Source organism: Marinomonas foliarum (genome assembly GCF_016906065.1).
GTDB lineage: Bacteria > Pseudomonadota > Gammaproteobacteria > Pseudomonadales > Marinomonadaceae > Marinomonas > Marinomonas foliarum.
This window is the reverse complement of record NZ_CP070273.1, coordinates 82947-101819: the sequence shown is the minus strand read 5'-3', so window position 1 is coordinate 101819 and position 18873 is coordinate 82947. Positions and strand designations below refer to the sequence as shown.

General features: G+C 40.0%; 17 protein-coding genes and 3 tRNA genes. 4 read left to right on the top strand and 16 right to left on the bottom strand.

The genetic code is table 11. From position 1 onward, the window contains the following. Nucleotides 1–166: 166 nt before the first annotated feature. The 7 genes from JSY38_RS00510 to JSY38_RS00480 form a co-directional block, all read right to left on the bottom strand. Nucleotides 167–1501, bottom strand: coding sequence for an MATE family Na+-driven efflux transporter (locus JSY38_RS00510; protein WP_205114735.1), 1335 nt, complete (start codon nucleotides 1499–1501; stop codon nucleotides 167–169). 97 nt (nucleotides 1502–1598) lie between these two features. Beyond that, nucleotides 1599–4913: a type I restriction endonuclease subunit R gene (locus JSY38_RS00505; protein ID WP_205114734.1), complete on the bottom strand. Its 3315-nt coding sequence runs from the start codon at nucleotides 4911–4913 to the stop codon at nucleotides 1599–1601. Between the two features lie 52 nt (nucleotides 4914–4965). Beyond that, complete coding sequence (locus JSY38_RS00500; RefSeq protein ID WP_205114733.1) at nucleotides 4966–6165, bottom strand: restriction endonuclease subunit S; 1200 nt, start codon at nucleotides 6163–6165, stop codon at nucleotides 4966–4968. Further along, nucleotides 6162–8273: a type I restriction-modification system subunit M gene (locus JSY38_RS00495; protein WP_205114731.1), complete on the bottom strand. Its 2112-nt coding sequence runs from the start codon at nucleotides 8271–8273 to the stop codon at nucleotides 6162–6164. Before JSY38_RS00495 ends, JSY38_RS00500 begins: the two co-directional genes overlap by 4 nt. Nucleotides 8274–8303: 30 nt before the next feature. Next, nucleotides 8304–9242, bottom strand: coding sequence for a restriction endonuclease (locus JSY38_RS00490; RefSeq protein ID WP_205114729.1), 939 nt, complete (start codon nucleotides 9240–9242; stop codon nucleotides 8304–8306). Then, complete coding sequence (gene mads1, locus JSY38_RS00485) at nucleotides 9239–9415, bottom strand: methylation-associated defense system helix-turn-helix domain-containing protein MAD1 (RefSeq protein ID WP_148832193.1); 177 nt, start codon at nucleotides 9413–9415, stop codon at nucleotides 9239–9241. Before mads1 ends, JSY38_RS00490 begins: the two co-directional genes overlap by 4 nt. A 196-nt stretch (nucleotides 9416–9611) precedes the next feature. Beyond that, entirely contained in the window at nucleotides 9612–9791 is a 180-nt protein-coding gene (locus JSY38_RS00480; protein WP_205114727.1) for a helix-turn-helix transcriptional regulator, read from the bottom strand. A 204-nt stretch (nucleotides 9792–9995) separates the two neighbouring features. On the opposite strand from JSY38_RS00480, the gene radC reads away from it, so the two are divergent. Together radC and JSY38_RS00470 are read left to right on the top strand one after the other, a co-directional pair. Further along, nucleotides 9996–10466 carry a RadC family protein gene (radC, locus tag JSY38_RS00475; RefSeq protein ID WP_205114725.1) on the top strand — a complete coding sequence of 157 codons (471 nt, stop codon included), beginning with the start codon at nucleotides 9996–9998 and terminating at the stop codon, nucleotides 10464–10466. Nucleotides 10467–10562: 96 nt separating this feature from the next. Continuing rightward, complete coding sequence (locus tag JSY38_RS00470; protein ID WP_205114723.1) at nucleotides 10563–10742, top strand: hypothetical protein; 180 nt, start codon at nucleotides 10563–10565, stop codon at nucleotides 10740–10742. 103 nt (nucleotides 10743–10845) lie between these two features. On the opposite strand, the gene JSY38_RS00465 is transcribed toward JSY38_RS00470, so the two are convergent. Both JSY38_RS00465 and JSY38_RS00460 read right to left on the bottom strand, forming a co-directional pair. Then, on the bottom strand, nucleotides 10846–11520 hold the full coding sequence (locus JSY38_RS00465) for an inovirus Gp2 family protein (protein ID WP_205114721.1): 675 nt from the start codon (nucleotides 11518–11520) through the stop codon (nucleotides 10846–10848). A gap of 249 nt (nucleotides 11521–11769) precedes the next feature. Continuing rightward, nucleotides 11770–13032: a hypothetical protein gene (locus JSY38_RS00460; RefSeq protein WP_205114719.1), complete on the bottom strand. Its 1263-nt coding sequence runs from the start codon at nucleotides 13030–13032 to the stop codon at nucleotides 11770–11772. Nucleotides 13033–13229: 197 nt separating this feature from the next. Here JSY38_RS00460 and JSY38_RS00455 point away from each other — a divergent pair, with 197 nt between their 5' ends. After that, on the top strand, nucleotides 13230–13685 hold the full coding sequence (locus tag JSY38_RS00455) for a hypothetical protein (RefSeq protein WP_205114717.1): 456 nt from the start codon (nucleotides 13230–13232) through the stop codon (nucleotides 13683–13685). Between the two features lie 113 nt (nucleotides 13686–13798). Here JSY38_RS00455 and JSY38_RS00450 read toward each other — a convergent pair. Continuing rightward, a tRNA-Ser gene (locus tag JSY38_RS00450) sits at nucleotides 13799–13886 on the bottom strand. A 92-nt stretch (nucleotides 13887–13978) separates the two neighbouring features. Further along, on the bottom strand, nucleotides 13979–14545 hold the full coding sequence (locus tag JSY38_RS00445) for a nitroreductase family protein (protein ID WP_114413765.1): 567 nt from the start codon (nucleotides 14543–14545) through the stop codon (nucleotides 13979–13981). 108 nt (nucleotides 14546–14653) lie between these two features. Here JSY38_RS00445 and JSY38_RS00440 point away from each other — a divergent pair, with 108 nt between their 5' ends. After that, complete coding sequence (locus tag JSY38_RS00440) at nucleotides 14654–16174, top strand: coiled-coil domain-containing protein (protein WP_205114715.1); 1521 nt, start codon at nucleotides 14654–14656, stop codon at nucleotides 16172–16174. Nucleotides 16175–16192: 18 nt separating this feature from the next. Here the strand turns inward: JSY38_RS00440 and nadA are convergent, their stop codons facing one another. The 5 genes from nadA to pal form a co-directional block, all read right to left on the bottom strand. Beyond that, complete coding sequence (gene nadA / locus JSY38_RS00435; RefSeq protein WP_205114713.1) at nucleotides 16193–17242, bottom strand: quinolinate synthase NadA; 1050 nt, start codon at nucleotides 17240–17242, stop codon at nucleotides 16193–16195. A gap of 42 nt (nucleotides 17243–17284) precedes the next feature. Beyond that, nucleotides 17285–17360: transfer RNA gene (locus JSY38_RS00430), tRNA-Lys, on the bottom strand. Nucleotides 17361–17386: 26 nt separating this feature from the next. Then, a tRNA-Lys gene (locus JSY38_RS00425) sits at nucleotides 17387–17462 on the bottom strand. Between the two features lie 41 nt (nucleotides 17463–17503). Then, a complete protein-coding gene (gene ybgF / locus JSY38_RS00420; protein WP_205114711.1) occupies nucleotides 17504–18295 on the bottom strand; it encodes a tol-pal system protein YbgF in 792 nt (263 codons plus the stop codon). Further along, complete coding sequence (gene pal, locus JSY38_RS00415; RefSeq protein ID WP_205114709.1) at nucleotides 18295–18873, bottom strand: peptidoglycan-associated lipoprotein Pal; 579 nt, start codon at nucleotides 18871–18873, stop codon at nucleotides 18295–18297. The genes ybgF and pal overlap by 1 nt, the downstream gene beginning before the upstream one ends.

The following is an 18873-nucleotide window of genomic DNA, read 5'->3' as shown; positions in this document are numbered from 1 at the left end:
AGGCACTCAGTCTACAATACATCAGGCTGTTCAAAGATATAGTGTCGCACTTAGTTTGTTATTTCGTAGAGTTTTGCAATAAGTCATACCAAAGCAGTGCCAACATTAAAATACTAAAAATAACCTGAGTTTATTGTGATTTTGTATTCCAAATTTTAGATTAGTCTTAAGAAAACGAAATCTTGGAGCCATCATCCATGGCTTTCGACTGCTTCCTTACCATTCGATATAAAAGCCAAGTAATGACCGCATCTAGTGTGATACCTAAACCAAACATAATGGCGATTTTATTCAACGATGGAATAAACCAGCCTTGTTGGTAGCTAACAAATGCAGCGCCATAAAACAGGGTGTTTACGATCAACGACTGATACAACATTAAGTCCGTTCGACCTATGCCGTAAAAATAGCTATCGATGACATTGTTGAAGGCAAAGACAACATAGAAGCCAATCATAACCATTACTAAATGTGTTACTTCAGAAGCGTTGTTTATTCCCATGACGTTGTGAACAAAGCTTTCCCAAAACGGTAGTGTCAGCAACCACAGTGCAACTACACCTAGCGTGATCATTAAATAGCTATTAACACGCTCCTCACTAAGCCCGTTGCTCGTTGCTGCATCTCTTTTCACCACTTGTCCTAGAGTCAATATAGGTAATAGCAACCACCCCCAAATAAATCCATTTGCAACCCAAAACGTCCCTGCCTGCTGAAGCTGATTCATCAACTGTAGAATCATAACCACAAATGCGGTGTTTCTAACAAAAGACTCTAAGCCAGATTTGCTGCCTACGTTGAACCATAACCTTAACCAGGCTTGTTTTTTAAAACGTATGTCTTTGTAAGACAGCTTAATAGCATTGCGTTTAAGCAACTGAAGAGCTGCAACAATCAACAATGAATTCACCAAAATATTTGTCACTGCAATGCCATTTATACCAAGCTTATAAGAGAACGGTAGTTGGCTAACCAGGACACTATCACAAACTACGATAAGTACTGTTTGGATGACTAAAAGCGTATAAAGTGCTTTGTACTTACTATGAAGCACAAGAAGCAAATTCATAAACATATACCCACTAGAAATAAAAATAGCGAGTGCTTCTAAGCGGATATAAATAATAGTGTCCTGCAATAGCATGCTGTTTTGCTGCATGGCTGTAACAAGCTGAGGAGTAAATTGAACGACAAAAGCCGTCATGATGGCATAAACCAAAATAATGATAGCTAAAGATGAAACTGCCCTTTTTCTAAACTCTACGGGGTTTAGGAAAGCTTGTCCCAATATGAAGGCCAATGGAAGCATGAGAGCTTCACCAATAACCTCATAACCAATGTTTAACCAGGCAACTTGAGCCGCAATACTAAGAGACCAACTATCTGGCATGCTTCCAATAAAATGAATACGAGTGGTCGTATAAATAAGTGGGATGAAAGAGCTGACAATTAAGGCTAACCAAAGCTTAAAGTTAATTTGCTTTAAGTCCGTTTTTAACATAAAAATCCTTTTAAATTATCTAAGGAGTAATGCTCCTCTTTTCAAAGAGGAGCATTACTCAATGTCTTTTTTAAACATGGTCATGAGAATTGTATTATTAAGCTACCCATTTTTTACCATTTGCTGCGAAGTCGACGATCATGTCGTATACCCTGTCGCATTTTTCTTTGAACTCGACTCGTCCGTAGCTGTCTGGCAAATCTTTATCTAGAACATCTTCAATGGCGGCTCTAACTTGGCGTTGTGTTTGTCCGTCTTTCCACCAATCTTGAACTAAGACTTTAGGATGGCTTTGTAATAGGCGAACGATGAGGTCTTTCGCTGCAAGCTTCACGTTTTGTTCTTCTGCTTTAGTGAGCTTTTCTTTTTTAAGGAGGTCGTACAACTCAAGTTCGTCTTCTGTGAGTCCTTCGCGTACATGTCGTTCATCTTCTTCTTTTAAATTTTCAGCGAAGTCCATTAAGTCATCAAAATAGTTTTCGGTAGAAGAGCCACCAGCATTGTATTTATCAATGATTTCTTGCAGCTTCACCGCAAAGTCTGTGCGATTAAGGTTTACCTGCATCATTTGCTGAAGCTTATTTTCGATGAAGGCTTTAACTTCTGCAATTTCGATGTTTTTGTAAGTGGCTTGGGCAAATTCTTCTTTGAGTTTTTCAAAATTGAGTTTACTTAAATCCCACGTTTTGCCTTTTTGGACAATGTTGTATTGAGCTTGGTGTTCTTTGATGGAGAATTTTTCGGCATTGTCGACCACGACACTTTCATCGAGTAGTTCCGAAATCTGCATTGTCAGTTCATCAATGTCTGCTTCATCTATTTTGGAATCAAAGATGCCACGCAAATACTGAATAACGGCAATTAATGGACGTCGTTTCTGTTGAAGTATTTCTGGTTTGCACGCTTCATATAGAGAGGACACCGTGTTGTCGTAAACGTAAAACGACTTACGCCATTCATCTTTACTTAGCAGAATATCGGCATAATAATCAAACAACTCAATGTTCTTAAATACTTCGTCTTGGTCGGCAATGGCGTTTAAGTCGATATTGATTTCTTGGCACCAACCATAGGCCTGGGCAATGGCATCATCTAAAAGACGAAATAATTCTGATTTTTCTTGAACAGGCTGAGCGCTATTTTCTTCACCTTGGGCGTAGTCATTAAGCGCTTTTTTCATATTACGGAAGACATTGTAATAGTCGACAATTTCGCCGTTTTTCTTTTCAACCAGTTTACCGTTATAGCCTTGTATTTGATAAGACGCCACGCGATTGGCGCGAGCGATAGTCTGCATCAAGGTGTGGTCTTTCATCGGCTTATCGATATAAAGCGTCGAGACGGTTTGTGCGTCGAATCCGGTTAACCACATGGCACAGACGAAAACTAACTGAAGTGGGTTTTCAGGATCTTTGAAATTCTCTTCGATGCCTTGGCCGTGTTCATCTATTTTTTCAAAGCGTTCGGCATGAGGCTTGATGTTAAGCTTGGCGAGTTCGAATTTCTTTTCATCGGCTTTGCTATCACTGATTACGACCGCCATATCAACAGACTTCATATATGCAATCATTTTCTTAAATCGTTCGCGCTCAATATCGTTATCTGTGGAATTAACAATGCCGCGCAGTCGTTTTATTTCGGCTTTCCAGTGTTTTTGTACCTTGTCGTACATTTTTACAGCGGTGAATTTATCTAGCGAAATTACCATGCCTTTGCCTAAATAACCTCGGCGAGGAAAATGATAAACAATGTCTTGAGCTATGGTATCTAAACGATCATCACGGACAATAACCTGCATTTCTTTCGCGAATTTCTTTTCAAATTTTTGTTGCTGAGCATCGTCTAGGTTTTGATCTTCTAACAGTTCGTAGAACTCTTCTCCAAGATCATCATTTTGGAGCAATACTTCAGGAACACGTTTGTGATAGAAAAGTGGTACGGTAGCGCCGTCTTCCATGGCTTGTTGGAAGTTGTATTCTGAGACGTAATCACCAAACCATTTATTTGTCTTACGGCCTTTTCCTAGTAAAGGTGTACCAGTGAAAGCGATGAAGTGAGCGCCTTTTAGCCCCGCACGCATATTTTCAGCAAGGTCTTTATATTGCGTTCTGTGGGCTTCATCGACAATCACAATGACTTCGCGGTCACTTTTGTCGAGTAGCCAAGGGAATTTTTTACCTTTTGGGTAGCGGAATTTTTGGATAAGTGTGAAAACCAGTTTTTTATTCAGCCCTAAATAATCACGTAATATATCCGAATTTTTAGGTTGTGCAGCGTCAGTCTTATTGACTGTGTTGGTATTTAAAAAGTTACGGTAGATTTGATCGTCTAAGTCTTTACGGTCTGTCACCACGACAAAGCTAAAATCGCCCGTTATCTTACGGAATATTTTGCGCACATAAAAAATCATCGAAAAGCTTTTACCTGAGCCTTGGGTATGCCAAAAAACCCCCAGTTTGCCATCGTGAGTTTTACGTTGTTGAAAACGTTCAAAGGCTTGGTTTACCCCCATAAACTGGTGGTTTTGAGCGATGATCTTGGTGGTGTCTTTATGGAATAAAACAAAGTTTTCAACGTAATCCAGCAATTTAGTCGGTGCGCAGAGACTGTTTACCACCCGTTGAATACTGGTGCCTTCTTTGGCGATTTTTTTGCGGTCGATAACTTCTTTTTCATTGTCGACTCGTAACCAACTGAAAAAATGTTCCCAGCCAGCGGTGAAGCTGCCGACCTTGGTTTCGATGGCATTGGAGAGAATGCAAAAAGCATTGCAGTGGAACAGCTGTGGAATATCGTGTTTGTAGGCTTCTAAATTATCGTCATAGGCTGAGCGTAATTTGACGTTGGAGTTTTTCAGCTCAACAAACACCAAAGGCAAACCGTTCACATAAAGAATGACATCCGGCCGACGATAGCCAGCGTAGGGCGCTTGCACGGAAGATTTGATCCATAGTTGCTGCACGGCTATGTAATGGTTTTTACTTTTAGTGACAGAAAAAGATTCGCCTGTACTCTGAAAGCTAGGGAAGTCGATGAGTTTAACCTTTTCATCTTGCTTAACCCCATTTTCATCTTCAAATACCACTGGCACACCATTACGAATCAGTTCATCTAATTCGCGGTTGGCCTTAATCGGGCTCATGGCAATTCGCCGATCCATCAGCTTGGGTAACACTTGTTCGTCAATAATATTATCTGGCACGGCAGGGTTTAAACGAATGCAAGCGTCCCGCAAGCGATCAACAAGAATCACATCCCGTTTATCTTGCCGATGGGAACCGTCGTTTAACTCATCCGGTTTGGCGGTAAAACAATTGAGCACATCGAATCCATGAATATGCTGCAAATGCTGCAACAAGGCCATTTCGATGTCATCTTCACTGATAAAATTCTTTACCTTACCCTGTGCCATATAAAATCCTATTACTGAGATTTAAACCGTGCCTGTTTGTTTTTTTTAATGATTAGACAGTCGCGTCTTCTAGCATGCTGGGCGGAAATTGAATATCCAGCTCTTCTACCGATAACTTACCTGAAATAAGGCGAGGGAGAAGGAGGCTTTTTGATTTATTGAGTGTTTCTATTACTTCTTTTAGGTTTTCAATTAACTGGTAATTATTTTTGACTAAAATAGAGAATTCTTCTTGTAGTATATTTGGTGGGACTAGCACCTCCTGAACAGTGAGGTCAGTCCAATGACGCTTGTATTCAGTTTGGATAGCTTTATTTTTTATTAAATGAAATAAGAAATGAACAGGCATACCTTCTATTGGAGTAAATGGAATAACGTTCTCAGCTAAAGAAAAGTCTCTATGTATTAAAACTATTTTACAGGTATGGTCCCCAAACAGTATTTTAGGCATATCTATTGAAGCTTTATGTTCAGGTTTGCCGTCATAAAATCCAAGGTAGTTTGATTTGGATTGATCAATAACTACTATTTTTCCATCGGATTTTAGTTCGTTGTCACGATAAATTCTGCCAAATTTTTTTCTATCAACAATAGACTTTATTTTTTCAACACTCCAACCCTTAGGAATCCCTTTTTCGAATTTTGCCTTTTCCCAACCAGGAAAGCGAAAGCGCACAAACCACTCACGGTAAATCTCTTCCGCCATTTTTTCTAACAGCTCAATGCGGCGCTTATTGTTTTCAATTAAGTCGTCGTAGGCTGTAAGGATGGCAGCGATTTTATTTTGAATTGGTTTAGGTGGAAATTTAAGCTTTAGCTCTTTTGCGACAGTGACATTGAAATGCTGTTGAGCGGCACCTACTAAGTTTCCAGAAACTAAGTTCTTTCCAAATGAAGAATTAAATATTGCAGTTAAAAAATATGGATTCAGCTCTTTACTTGGTCGAATAATAACTAAGTCACTGCAGTTAGCTTCTCCAAGCCATTTTGGTATCACACATGCTGTCCCTGGATATCCAGTTCTTACGATTGCAACATCTCCTTCCTTAAGCTCTGACTTTCGAAGTTTCTCATGAAATGGTCTATCGATGTACATCATGTTTTTATCATCGATACAATATGGCTTTATATTTTGAGATCTTAAAAATGGAATTCCACTGGAAATATACTTATCCGCCATTGATCCAACATGACCTACTGTAACTTTTTTGCACAAGCTAGCTAGTTTTACTTCTTTCCATTCCATACTCATGCAACTACCAACTCAATATTTTCGTTTATAATTTTCTCTAAGTATTTGGCTTCATCATTTAATGAGTTGAATTTCGACTGTAAATCAAGTAGCTCTGATGTAAACTCTTCTTCCGTTTTGCCATCTTCTTCAATTATCACGCCAACATAACGGCCAGGGTTCATTGAATAATCTTGCTCTTTCACTTCATCGGGCGATGCAAGCTTACAGAGTCCGGTGACGTCTTCGTATTCGGCTTTGGGGAAGCGTTCTTGTAACCAATGGATGTGTTTAAAGTAGCTTTCTGATGATGTGACTTCTTTGTGTAATTGTTCTAGGGCTTGTTTGAGTAGTTTGGTTTTTCGATCTGTCGTACTGCGTTTGGGTGCTTCGCCTTTTTTGATAGCCTCTTGCTTTGCTTGTTCTACAAGGGCTTTTTCGTGCTGGCGAATGGTTTTATCAAGCTGTTTCAAACCGGCATGTAATGCCATAAAGAAAGGGTCAAACGCTTGGCGAAGTGTGTGTTGCGCTTGGTTGATGTTGTCTACTTTGCTGCTTTGTGAAAATTGACCAATTACTTGGCCTTTATAGGCATCGTAGTTATTTTGTAGTTGTGTCAGCGTTGACCATTGCTTGAGCAACTCGCCAACTGTGCGCTTGCCTTGCTCGTCGTCCAATACTGTCAACAGTTGTTCAGTTACTTGTGCAACTTGCGTTTTGTTTTCCGCGAGTAGTGCCATGCCTTTTTCAAAATAACTGTCGATTAGGTGAACGTATTCTCGGCGTCGCCCTTTGTGCAGTTTGCTGATAATGGCGATGTTGTGCACTTGTTCTTCTGTGAATTCGCGATGGGCGCGGTCTATCTGAGTAAAGACGTTACGCGCATCAATAAAGAGCAGCTTGTCATCTTGTTTGTCATTATCAAAAAACCATAAGGTGGCAGGTAGAGTAACGGTATAAAACATGTTAGATGGCAAGGTCAACATGCCATAGATCAGGTTGTTATTCACTAAGGTTTTACGAATGTCGGCTTCACTGTGGCGCGCGTCACTGGCAGAGTTTGCCATTACCAAAGCGGCACGGCCTTTTTCTTTTAACGAGGTCGCGAATAGATTGATCCATAAATAGTTGGCATTCGGGACGGTTTCTTTGCCTTCACTGCCTTTTTTAACTTTGCCTTTATTGCGCGGCAGTCCATAAGTATTAAACCGTGGGTCTTTTTCAACGGTAGCAATGGGAACATCGTCTACATTGAATGGCGGATTTGCCATCACGAAATCAAATTTGCCAAAGCCTTGATAAGGATCTTCCGCGTAACTGTTGGCTTGGCGTACTTCGCCCCGTAAACCATTAACGGCTAAGTTCATTTTCGCTAGTTTTACTGTATCTAAGGTTTTTTCTTGGCCGTAAACGAAGAGAGAGTTTTCGCTGTGGTCTTCGCCTAGGGCTTGTAACTCGTTACGATGATCTTCAATAAAGCGTTGCGATTGCACGAACATACCGCCAGAACCACAAGCAGGGTCGTACACTGTGCCATTGAAAGGTTCGATGATTTCGACCATCAAGCGCACAACGGACGTTGGTGTGAAGAACTCACCACCGCCTTGGCCTTCTGCAAGGGCAAAGCTGCTTAGGAAGAATTCGTAAATTTTGCCAAGAATATCGCCGCTGGTTTCCTTGGGAATATTAGAAAAAGCTTTTAACAATTGTGCGGGGAGCGTGTTATCAGTGCGCGTTAGAGGAATATATTCGTCTTTCGGCAGCACGCCATCGAGTTCAGTCTTGTATTTTTCGATGTCCTGCATTGCCTCTTTGATCTTTTTGGCAATGTTTTCTTCTTCTGGCAAGTTAAGCAAGTAATCATAACGGGCGTGGTCTGGTAGATAAAAACCACACTTTTCTATGGCAATATCACTAAGAGGTTTTTCTCTTCGGGTGCCTTTTAAAGCTTTGTATTCTTTAAAAATCGCTTCTTCAGCCAGAGAGTATTTGTTGTCAGCAAATTTTAGGAAGATCAAACCCAGTACTGGCGTAGCGTATTCGCTGGACTTTAAATCGCTGTTGGCACGTAAATTATCCGCTGCTGACCATAGGTCTTTTTCAAGTTGCTTGAGGTATTCTGTGTTCATTAAATGCTCTATTTGATTCGTTGTATTAAATTAATTTTCAAAAAATTCTTCGTCGATTCGTTTAATATATAAGGTTTGTTCGTCTCGGCTACCGATGCTGTAGCGCAACATAAGCTTCGCTAAATCATTGCCGTTTACTAGTACGATTCTGGTACTGAGCTTTTGAGCAGTGTCTATCGCGGAGCTGGTAAAGTCTGACGTGGTGATAAATAAGCCTTTTTGGGCGTTATGTAAGTTTAACGCACCAAAGAAGTCTCGAATGTCTCCAGAGCTAATGTTATTACCTTGCTTGTAGCGTTTAGCCTGGATGTAAATTTGGTCTACACCTAAAGGGTCTTGATTGATGACTCCATCGACGCCGTTGTCACCAGATTTTCCTAAAGCGTGTGCAGTGCCCTCTTCTGTACCGCCGTAACCCATAGCAATGAGTAAGTCTATTAGAAGCTGCTCAAAGAAAGCCGGAGAGACGTTACGAGTGCGTTCCAATATATCTTGAGCTAATGCGTCGTTAATTGTCTTATAAGCATTACGAAGGGCCTCATCAGGTGTGATGGCGCTGTCGTCTTCCATGCCTAGTTTGACAGGTGTTTGTTGCGTGTCTTCAATAGTTTCTTTTGTATTACTTAAATTTTTAAAGGCAACGAACTCATCAAACTGCTTAAGGTATTGATTATTAATCTCAAGGTTTGGCGTATTTAAGGCCGTAATGCCACGCTCTGTAATGACAAAGTGAGCACGACGCGGACTATCAATTAGTCCTGCTTTGGCTAGGTAGGTACGGGCCCATCCGACACGATTATCGATAATAGCTTGTTTGCCACTCGGTAGAGGTTCAACACGCTCTGCGTCTGTGAGCTCAAAATGATCCGCAATGCTATTGATGATGTCTCGAAGCTTAACTTCGTTTGCAGTGGACTGTTGAAGAGCCTGAAGAAAAGGCCTCATGCAATCTTGATAATTGGGAATCATCCGTTATCCTTTTGTTTCTCTATCCATGCGTCTAGGTCTTCACGCTTAAAGCGCCATGAACCACCAACTTTAAAACCTGGCAGCTTTCCTTCGCTTGCTAGTCGATATGCGGTTTTCTCTGCCAGCTTTAAATAAGCAGCTACCTCTCGCAAGGTAAGGATTTGATCTTCCATTCAGAATGCCATCGTCTTTTGATTGGATTATTTAAAATTGATATTGAGAGAATACGAGAAAATTGGGGAATGGACAATAATTCATATATTTCACTTCAAATAAATAGACTGAATCTTCGCCATCTAAGATCGGTAGCCACCAACACCTTCACACATGAGGGTGCTGGTGGTCTTTAATCGCAATATTTTCTGATGTTTAACCACGTTGCTGAATCAACTCTTCTATCCAGTCTTCAATTTCAGACTCAACCCAAGCAACCATTCTTTCTCCAAGCTTCACTGGCTTGGGGAAATGGTCTTTACTCATTCTATTATAGATAGTTGAACGGCTTAAGCCGGTTAACCTCAACACTTCTTTTAATCGTATTAGTCTCATGGTGAACTCCTGTACGGTCTCATTCACCTCATTACGAAAAAAAGTTTTTTATAAAAAAGATCACAGCCAGAGGGATGTTACATCCCTTATAAACACTGGCTTTCACCCTCCTCGTCTGTACAAAAAAAACACCTGTTATTCAATAAATTCTGATGCCTATATTACTTATTAGCTAACAATGAATAAGTAAAAGGAATCTTCAGAATGAGTAATTCAAACCACTATGTAACAAGAAAACCTATGACTGCCGATCAGGTACTGGAGATGGCTTCCGAGATAATCGCTTCCAAATACAAGCGCGGAGAAACATTGGTTACAGCTGAGGCGGCAAAAAAATTTCTACAGTCCAAACTTGGTCATTATGAAAGAGAGGTATTTGCTGTTCTTTTATTAGATAACCAACACCGCCTAATCGAGTATCGAGAACTGTTCTTCGGAACAATTGACTCTGCAAGCGTTTATCCAAGGGAAGTTGTTAAAGCTGCACTGCAGCACAATGCAGCTGCAGTGATGTTTGCTCACAATCATCCATCAGGAGATCCACAGCCTTCTATGGCAGACAAAAACATTACCGACAAGCTGACGGAAGCTTTAAAAATGATTGATATCAGAGTGCTTGATCACATTGTGGTTGGAAAAGAATGTGTGTCGTTCGCTGAACTGGGTCTGCTTTAAAGGCACAGTTCTGCCATAGAAACCTAACGTTCGAGAGTTGATCCCTTACCCTTTAATTTCATTAAAATCCATGAGAGTAAAAAGGAGTTTTAAATAATGTTTACCAAATTATTCTTACTAATGTGCTTTGCTGGCTTTCAATATAAGCAGAATTTTCGTGACGTAAAGTCTGCAATCAAACAGGTACTGATTAATGCCTATGTTCGCTTGGTTACTCTAGGAAGGATCATGCTATACCACATTCTGCATTGGTTTTTGATCAAGATCCTACTTTGACGCTTATAAGCTAATGGAAGGGATAGAGTTATAATATTCGAAATCAGGCATACACTTACAGATAAGTACCTGAATGGTACTTGTCTGTAGTCTGCAATTAATATTATTTTTGGCTACAGCCAAAGCTTCTCCCACCCTGCCCGTATTGCTTTGTATCAATCTTTGCAAGATAACTGATCCAATGCGCCACTGATTCTAATGGAGTAGCTTTGACTTTCATGAATTCATCATAAGACTCCTGAGGATTAGAGTCATTAATATTGACGCGCATTAACGGCCCAGGTAGATGCACAAACCCACTACTTGCATCTTCAATAAGATGTAAAGCTCGACACCAAGCAATATTAAGCATGTAGCACAGTTGCCCTGGCAAAGGATGACGTAGATCACCGTAACTACGAAAAGTGTCGCCGTTCATAAAAAAGAAAACATGATAATGAACATTCTTAGAGGTAGATTGCTCTCGACACCAAACATATCGTACAGCTGTATGGTGTGCCCTACTGCTACGCTTAGACCTTGCTTTAATCTCAGTATCAACTTGAGCTTTAAATGAAGCAATAAAACGACTAATACAATCGTTTTCTGTTATTGAACATTGGTAAGTCTGTGGGAAGCGAAGCTCCGTATGAAAGACAATGCTACGCGGGTGCTGAGCAAAAGCGGTACTCATCACGTTATGGATTTGCGAAAGATAACGTTCAACTAATTGGTAGTTGGTGTTGACTGGTAAGTTGCAGTATCGGTTACTGTTTAAAATTGAAAGATGTTTGGGCATAGCTGCTCTCCTGTGATTCTATTCACAGGGTTTACCAGCTATGTTTTTTAAAACTCTTACATGCCTCTAATATTACTTATATAGCCTTATAGCTGTGCATGGTCATATACATTCTTATTATTGGTTAAGATATATAGATCTATATATCTATTACAGACAAAAAAAGAAAAATTAAAGCCAAGCAGCATATAGTCTCTAGCCCATTTAGCTGCAAAAAAATCACTCTGGAGTTATTTACCCCTACTGATATCAAATTGTTACAAGGTATGAGTACAAACCACCTATAAATTCATCAAATTTTATCTCTTTAGTATTTCCCATCGCTGAGCAAATTTCACCATCAACACCCACACTCAGTACATCACTTTGATACTTGCCATGAGCTTCAAAAACAACTTCAAATTTTGAAAAATGTGTGTTGAGTTTTTTAGTGGGTATAATCAACATAGATTTTGGTCGAAACGACACTCCATACTGGAAGAGCAGTAAAAATTTATGGGCGATAGCTGTTCTATGGATCCACAATGATATGAGCTTTAGAAAATCAACATAAACATCATTAACAATAACATTTTTAGGGGTCAAAAAATCGAGAGTCAGTGACTCATCAATCGGCTGCACTTCATTACTCGTACCTATTTGATCCCAATATTCGATTAAATATATTGAAGTAAAATGGCAAATTACAAATTGCAGATGATCATGAACGTTTACCTTTGCCCCTCTGTTATCCTTATCAAACAGTTTTTTAATTGAATTAAAATCAAAATCATACTTATTAAAGGTAAGATGAATTGTTTTCATCCCTGCTAATAAAGCAGAAACCTCAGAAATGCCAAAAAAATCCGAATCATAAAAATTAGGCATGTTAGCGGTAAGACGACTTGCCTTGGGAAACAAATCAGAAATGAATGCATTCATGACATCCAGAATCAAGACTCCCTTGCTCTTACCAAAGATTGCCTTATGACTACACCCAGGGATATAGACACTTAAGAGGCCAATTGCTTTCAATGCCTTAATTCGAAGCTTTATGCTGCCAGTGCTTACGCCCATCAACTTAGATAATTCAGAAATAGATAGGCTCGAAACTCTCCCTAAAGAGTCAGATTTCAAAATCAGTATTAACAATAAAAAACGATTTGAATTAGACAGTTTTATATCTTCATTTCTTCGCACAATCGGCTCACACGGTTCGCGTATGACTTTCGAATACATCAAATGATTTGCTTCGGTAATACTTCCTAAAATGCTGTCTGTCTCTCTCCATTGATGGCAATGTTCTGTAAAAAAATACCGGTTTGGCCCTCTAGTGCCATAGCTTTTTTCAACCTTCAAAAAATTCATAAACTGCATTTTTTTAAAAAACGCTGTAATGCTTTTCCTCGAAGCAGGATGTTCATTAACAAGCTTTTCAATAGAGCATGAAAAGGATGAGAGCTGACTATAATCCAGATAAAGAGAGAGCAAGAGCAAGCGTTCGTCTGGTGTGAGGATTTGGGCACCAATCACATTAAAACCTTTAATATAGAGTAGTAAGACAGGGTATTTTTGAGAATGTTACTTGTTATGTTTCATGTATACAATCTAGTATTTACTAGAATGTAGTCCTAGTTAAGTGTTAGTTTTTGAACTATGCTACAAGAAACTCAGCTAGCAAGACTTACATAATGGTTAAGGCTAATCATACAAATAAAGACTGACTTGAAATGAACGAGACGTATAAACCTGTACGGGTAGCAGAAATCCCAAGAAATATAAAAATGGTCGAGAGACTGAAATGGATTGTGCCTGCTGATGAGCTTCAAGCTACATGGATCAATGATTACGTCCAGAAAAAACGGATTTTTCAGGGCATAACACGATTCTTTCAGCCTAACTTAAACAACGAAGCCAACATAAAAAATGTAAATATTTTCATTGATCATGCGTGTAGGTGGGATGAAACGAGTGACACTCGAGAAATCTTCAGACAAATGAAAACGGCATGGAATCAGTATTTAAGGAGGAAGCGATCTAAACAAAAAAATGGCGTATTCAACATTTCACCAGCTGCGTATAAAGAGCTAATGCTCCAGTGCAAACTAGATAAGATAAGCCAAAGCCAGGTTATTGAAAACGCTCTACTAAACTTAAAAGCCAATAGGAAAGAGTTAGAAAAATAAAGTTTAGAGCAAAAAAAACCAGTTAGAAGCTAATCTAACTGGTTTTCTATTGATGTACTTTTTGATGTACAATTTCTAGAAACACTCTGTAACCCATGATTCTAGAGGTATAATGGCGGTGAGCAAGAGATTCGAACTCTTGATGCCTTTCGACATACACGCTTTCCAGGCGTGCTCCTTCGGCCACTCGGACAGCTCACCAAAACTTTTATACGCGCTGCGTAATTTGTGCGCGTATATTAGTGATGGAGAGGTTTAATTGCAATAGTTTTTTTGCAATTAAACCTTAGAAATTAATCTCTTACCCATGTTAGATGTGATTCAAGCTCTACCTCTCGAATGAGATCCTGTTTTTCTGTGGGGGTTCCTGTATAGATGAGGCCAATAATTTGCTCATTTGGTTTGAGTGATAAGAGATCTTTTGTTTTCTGTGTAAAGCAAGCTGGGCCGCTTCGCCACATTGCGCCATAACCAAGAGCGTTTAGGCCAAGTAAAACCTGCTGAGCGGCTGCTGAGGCTGCCATTATTTGTTCAATTGCTGGTACTTTAGGGTGATCTTGGATGTGAGCATAAACGAGCAATACGGTTGGCGCTCGATAAGCTTTTTTAATGAATGCATCTTCTTTATTTAAAGGCATTGAATCAACTTCTGAAAGCGCGTGATGCCAATAAATTTGCCCTAACTTTGCGCGCCCTTCCCCTTCATATACTCGGAAGCGCCAGGGCGTTAAGTTGCCATGATCTGCGGCTCGACTTGCCGCACTAAGGATTGAAAGCCATTCATCTTCGTTTGGCGCTGGCGAATCAAGTTTTGGTTGAGACGCGCGATTGCGCATGAATGCTATAAACTCTTTACTCATAAAAAAATCTATTCCGTAAACGTGAAGAATGATGAAAGTGAACTCGTTATCTGCTATTAATTAATGATAATGAATATCACATCTATTGCCGATAGGTCGAGGATTTTTATGGCTAAGTGGTTGATTTGGACTTTGCTTGAGATTAGTACACTACTTGTTTTAGTAAGTATTTTCTTTCTATGGATGACACATAGACTTTCAAAAAATGCCAAGGCTATAGAGTCTAGTACTTTGGAAAATAGTGTAGATGATATGCTAAGTTTATCGGAAGGTGCAGATAACCCAGATGTATATAAGGGGCTGGCTCGTTACTTAGATAAGCAAATAAGCTTTGCCGCTAATGCTCTCGAGCTGAATCAAATGAGTGAACATGAAAAGAATCGCCTAAAAATTTGGGGGACTATTTTAAAGGCTGAGCGAGCTATCCTGTTGAATCAAGTGAGTGAACAGCCAACTCCAATATTACAGCGTTTTTTGTCCAGTTTATTCTCTGCTTTGTTTAGCCCAAAGTTAAAGCTGCATAATATTGACGAGCTGAAAAAAAGCATAAAGGAAATGGAAGAAGAATTTATTCAGATCGCAGAGGTTCTAATGTCTAAGGAGTTGTTATCTGAAAATCAATATCTTTTGAATGAAGATTTGCGTAATGGTATTGAAAGATCAAAACAGGCTCTAAAACGTTTGGCGGCTAAAAAAATTGAGAAAGCGCGTTTAGAGTCTAAAATCAATGAGCTTAGACTGAAAATAGAACGACTAAAGAAAGAGCAAGGTGTTAATAAGGAAGTAGATTCTGCATTTCATATGCAAGCTCCTGCGGTCCGCAACCAGGATCGAGAGCGTCGAACAACCCTGATGAGGCAAATATCTAGCCTAAATCACCTGTCAGAAAGACAAGAAACTGTAATAGATCAACTAAAAAATGAGATGTCTAAAGCCCAACATAATCATACCTCTCATTCCGTTATTGAAGCTCAACAAGCGGCTATTGCAAAGCTCGAGCGCATATCTAAGGAATCTCAGCTCTTGGTTTTGCAATTAGAGTCAGAACTAGAAACATCCAATCTGTCGATTGCTTCTTTAAGGCAGTATATTAGTGATAGAGATGCCAAACTTATTGAATTAGAAAAGCAACTAAGTGAAAACAACAGTACTGCAATTGGTAGCCTTCAAGCATTGCATACCAATAAAAAAGAAACGCTAATTTCATTACGAGACGGATTGAGCTCAGCCACAGAAAATTTTCCTGTAGAAACTCTTGCTGAGCAAGATAAAGATACCAAAGAGCTAGAGAGGCTCCTACATGAATCTGAAACCTGTGTGACTCTTCTTGCTCACGAGTTACAAACTATAGAAAATGCAAATCAGAAACTCAAGAGTGAGCTAGAGCACATAAATCCTAATAAAGAGGCCTCAAATAACTTATCTTCAGAACTCTTGGTACAGCGAGAAAGAAATAGAAAGCTGGTTAGTATAACCACGGAGCTTAAAGAGAAAGTATTAGCTATGAGGCTGGGGAAAAGTCACCAAGAATTACGGGGTGTTTTTAACAAAAAGAGTCTTGAGAGTGACAGGTTGCAGTTGGCATTTGCTGATTTAGAGAAGAAATATTTAGGGACTCTTAAGTATTAGAGTCCCTAAATATATTGCTTACGATTTTACTTGAAAGTTTAGCATCCGTTGTAATGGGTGTAGTGCTTTCACTCTGGTTTCTTCCGAGATATGAATTTCTCCAGAATTGTTTTTTAAAGCATCTCTCAACATTTCCAAGCTGTTTAAAGCCATCCAAGGGCAATGTGCGCAACTGCGACAGGAAGCACCTGAGCCAGCTGTTGGGGCTTCTATAAAGCGCTTGTTTGGAGAGGCTTGTTTCATTTTATAGAAAATACCTCTATCCGTTGCCACAATAAATGTATCGTTAGGCATTGCTTTAGAAGCATTTAGCAGCTGAGAAGTTGAGCCAACTACATCGGCCACTTCAACAACTGCTTCTGGGGATTCTGGGTGAACAAGCACTGCAGCGTCTGGGTATACCGCTTTTAGATCAGTAATTCCTTTTGCTTTGAATTCTTCATGGACGATGCAAGCACCATCCCATAAAATCATATCCGCACCTGTCTCTCTTTGGATATATCCGCCCAAATGTTGATCTGGAGCCCAAATAATTTTTTCACCTTGATCAACAAGGTGCTCTACAACATCTAAAGCGATACTAGAAGTAACTACCCAATCAGCACGTGCTTTGACGGCCGCTGAAGTATTGGCATAAACGACTACTTTACGATCTGGGTATTGATCGCAAAAGGCAGAAAATTCATCTATAGGGCAGCCAATATCAAGTGAGCAAGTCGCTTCAAGAGTTGGCATTAAAATCGTTTTTTCCGGACTCAAGATTTTTGCCGTTTCACCCATAAACTTCACACCAGCAACTACTAATGTATCTGCTGGGTGATTTGCGCCAAAACGGGCCATCTCTAAAGAATCGGCAATAATTCCGCCCGTTTCTTCAGCAAGTTCTTGGATTGCATCTTCAGTATAATAATGGGCAACTAAAACAGCATTCTTTTCTTTTAGTAATGACTTTATTTCAGCACGAATCTGAACGTCATCAACTGACTTTATTTTCAGACTCTCTTCGGCTTCAGATAAATATTTTTGGACGGTATCGCGAAGTGCTGACTTATTGGAAAGCTCGGACATATCATTACCCCTTAAGAAACTGGGAGCGGAATGAGTGTTTTTTGGTGGGTCGTACTGGATTCGAACCAGTGACCAATTGATTAAAAGTCAACTGCTCTACCAACTGAGCTAACGACCCAAAAATCACAAAAGGAATAAAAACGTTGGTGGGTCGTACTGGATTCGAACCAGTGACCAATTGATTAAAAGTCAACTGCTCTACCAACTGAGCTAACGACCCAACGGGTTGCGTATAATACAGAGCCCGCTGAGGAATGCAAGCTATTTAATTTTACTTAAATAACCTGACGCTAGTTTAGCTGCTTTACTGTCTGGAAAGCGACGAATAACATCTTGCAAGTAAGATTTTGCTTTTGCACTATCGCCCATTTGATCGCTAACTGTCCCTAATTTGTACAATGAATCTTGCTCTTTACTGTGACCAGGAAATTTCTGAATAACAGTAGTAAATGCGTCAATAGCTTCACTAGAGCGACCTTGTACCAATTTAACTTCCCCTAGCCAATAGTAACCATTGCCAGTAAGAGAGTTGTTTGGGAATTGTTTCACAAACTGCGTAAATGCCGTCTCTGCTTCATCAAACTTTCTTTGACGAATAAGGTTATATGCATCGTTATAAGCTTGCTGAGAGGCTTCTGTTGGCGGTTGGAGCGTAACAGGAGCTAAAGGTGAGGTAATTAATTGATTACTAGCTGTTCGGCTAGTTGCTGCATCTTGATTGACTGCTCGCTGTGGTTCTTGATTTTGTGCCGGAGGTAGATTTCTGTTCGTTTCATTAACAGAAGCCGACATCAGCAATGATATACGTTTGTCGAGATCAATATAACGATCCCGCTGGCTTTGCTTCATTAACTTTAATTCATGCCCTTGCTCTTCTAGTTGGCCACGAAGACTTTGAACTTCTTGCTGTAGCGTTTCTAACTGGAACAGTAGGTCAGCGGCGGCTCCCGGTGAAAGCCCTCCGCTTGCCTGCTGCATTTCAGCTGATGCGAATGGTGCTGTGAAACACAGCACCATTGCAAAAGAGCGAATTCTGATATTTTTATAGATCATTATTCGTAACGCACTTCTACTCGACGGTTTAGCTGCCAAGCGTTGCTATCGTGACCAAAAGCAACTGGCACTTCTTCGCCAAAGCTCACTGTTTCGATTTGAGAAGCAGCTACACCTTGGATAGTCAAATAACGGCTAATCGCTTTAGCACGACGCTCACCTAGAGCCATGTTGTACTCACGAGTACCGCGCTCATCAGCGTGACCTTCCAAAACAGCACGCGCATCTGGGTTTGCAACCAAATATTCAGCGTGTTTAGCCAATGCTTCACGGGATTCTGGGCGAACAATTGATTTATCAAAATCAAAGTAGAATACAGTTTCAACGCCAGCTAGAGAATCCATGCTAGATCCTTGGGCTGCAGTATCGGTATCATCAACGATAACACTTGTTAATGCACCGTCTTCACCAGCACCGTATGCTTGATCAGAACCGTCAGTATTAGCTGCTTGCTCTGTTGAATTGGCATCTTCAGCAACAGTTGAAGAATCAGTATCTGTCGCTGTTGTACTACAACCCGCAATCCAAGCGGCAGACAATCCAATTACAGCAAACTTACCTAGTTTGTTTACACTCAT

Coding starts and splice junctions, on each gene's coding strand:
- JSY38_RS00470 (WP_205114723.1), top strand. CDS start 10,563: ATGTTTACCAAATTATTCTTACTAATGTGCTTTGCTGGCTTTCAATAT.
- JSY38_RS00480 (WP_205114727.1), bottom strand. CDS start 9,791: ATGAGACTAATACGATTAAAAGAAGTGTTGAGGTTAACCGGCTTAAGC.
- ybgF (WP_205114711.1), bottom strand. CDS start 18,295: ATGATCTATAAAAATATCAGAATTCGCTCTTTTGCAATGGTGCTGTGT.
- pal (WP_205114709.1), bottom strand. CDS start 18,873: ATGAGTGTAAACAAACTAGGTAAGTTTGCTGTAATTGGATTGTCTGCC.
- JSY38_RS00510 (WP_205114735.1), bottom strand. CDS start 1,501: ATGTTAAAAACGGACTTAAAGCAAATTAACTTTAAGCTTTGGTTAGCC.
- JSY38_RS00455 (WP_205114717.1), top strand. CDS start 13,230: ATGAACGAGACGTATAAACCTGTACGGGTAGCAGAAATCCCAAGAAAT.
- radC (WP_205114725.1), top strand. CDS start 9,996: ATGAGTAATTCAAACCACTATGTAACAAGAAAACCTATGACTGCCGAT.
- JSY38_RS00440 (WP_205114715.1), top strand. CDS start 14,654: ATGGCTAAGTGGTTGATTTGGACTTTGCTTGAGATTAGTACACTACTT.
- JSY38_RS00490 (WP_205114729.1), bottom strand. CDS start 9,242: ATGATTCCCAATTATCAAGATTGCATGAGGCCTTTTCTTCAGGCTCTT.
- JSY38_RS00465 (WP_205114721.1), bottom strand. CDS start 11,520: ATGCCCAAACATCTTTCAATTTTAAACAGTAACCGATACTGCAACTTA.
- JSY38_RS00445 (WP_114413765.1), bottom strand. CDS start 14,545: ATGAGTAAAGAGTTTATAGCATTCATGCGCAATCGCGCGTCTCAACCA.
- JSY38_RS00500 (WP_205114733.1), bottom strand. CDS start 6,165: ATGAGTATGGAATGGAAAGAAGTAAAACTAGCTAGCTTGTGCAAAAAA.
- nadA (WP_205114713.1), bottom strand. CDS start 17,242: ATGTCCGAGCTTTCCAATAAGTCAGCACTTCGCGATACCGTCCAAAAA.
- JSY38_RS00495 (WP_205114731.1), bottom strand. CDS start 8,273: ATGAACACAGAATACCTCAAGCAACTTGAAAAAGACCTATGGTCAGCA.
- mads1 (WP_148832193.1), bottom strand. CDS start 9,415: ATGGAAGATCAAATCCTTACCTTGCGAGAGGTAGCTGCTTATTTAAAG.
- JSY38_RS00505 (WP_205114734.1), bottom strand. CDS start 4,913: ATGGCACAGGGTAAGGTAAAGAATTTTATCAGTGAAGATGACATCGAA.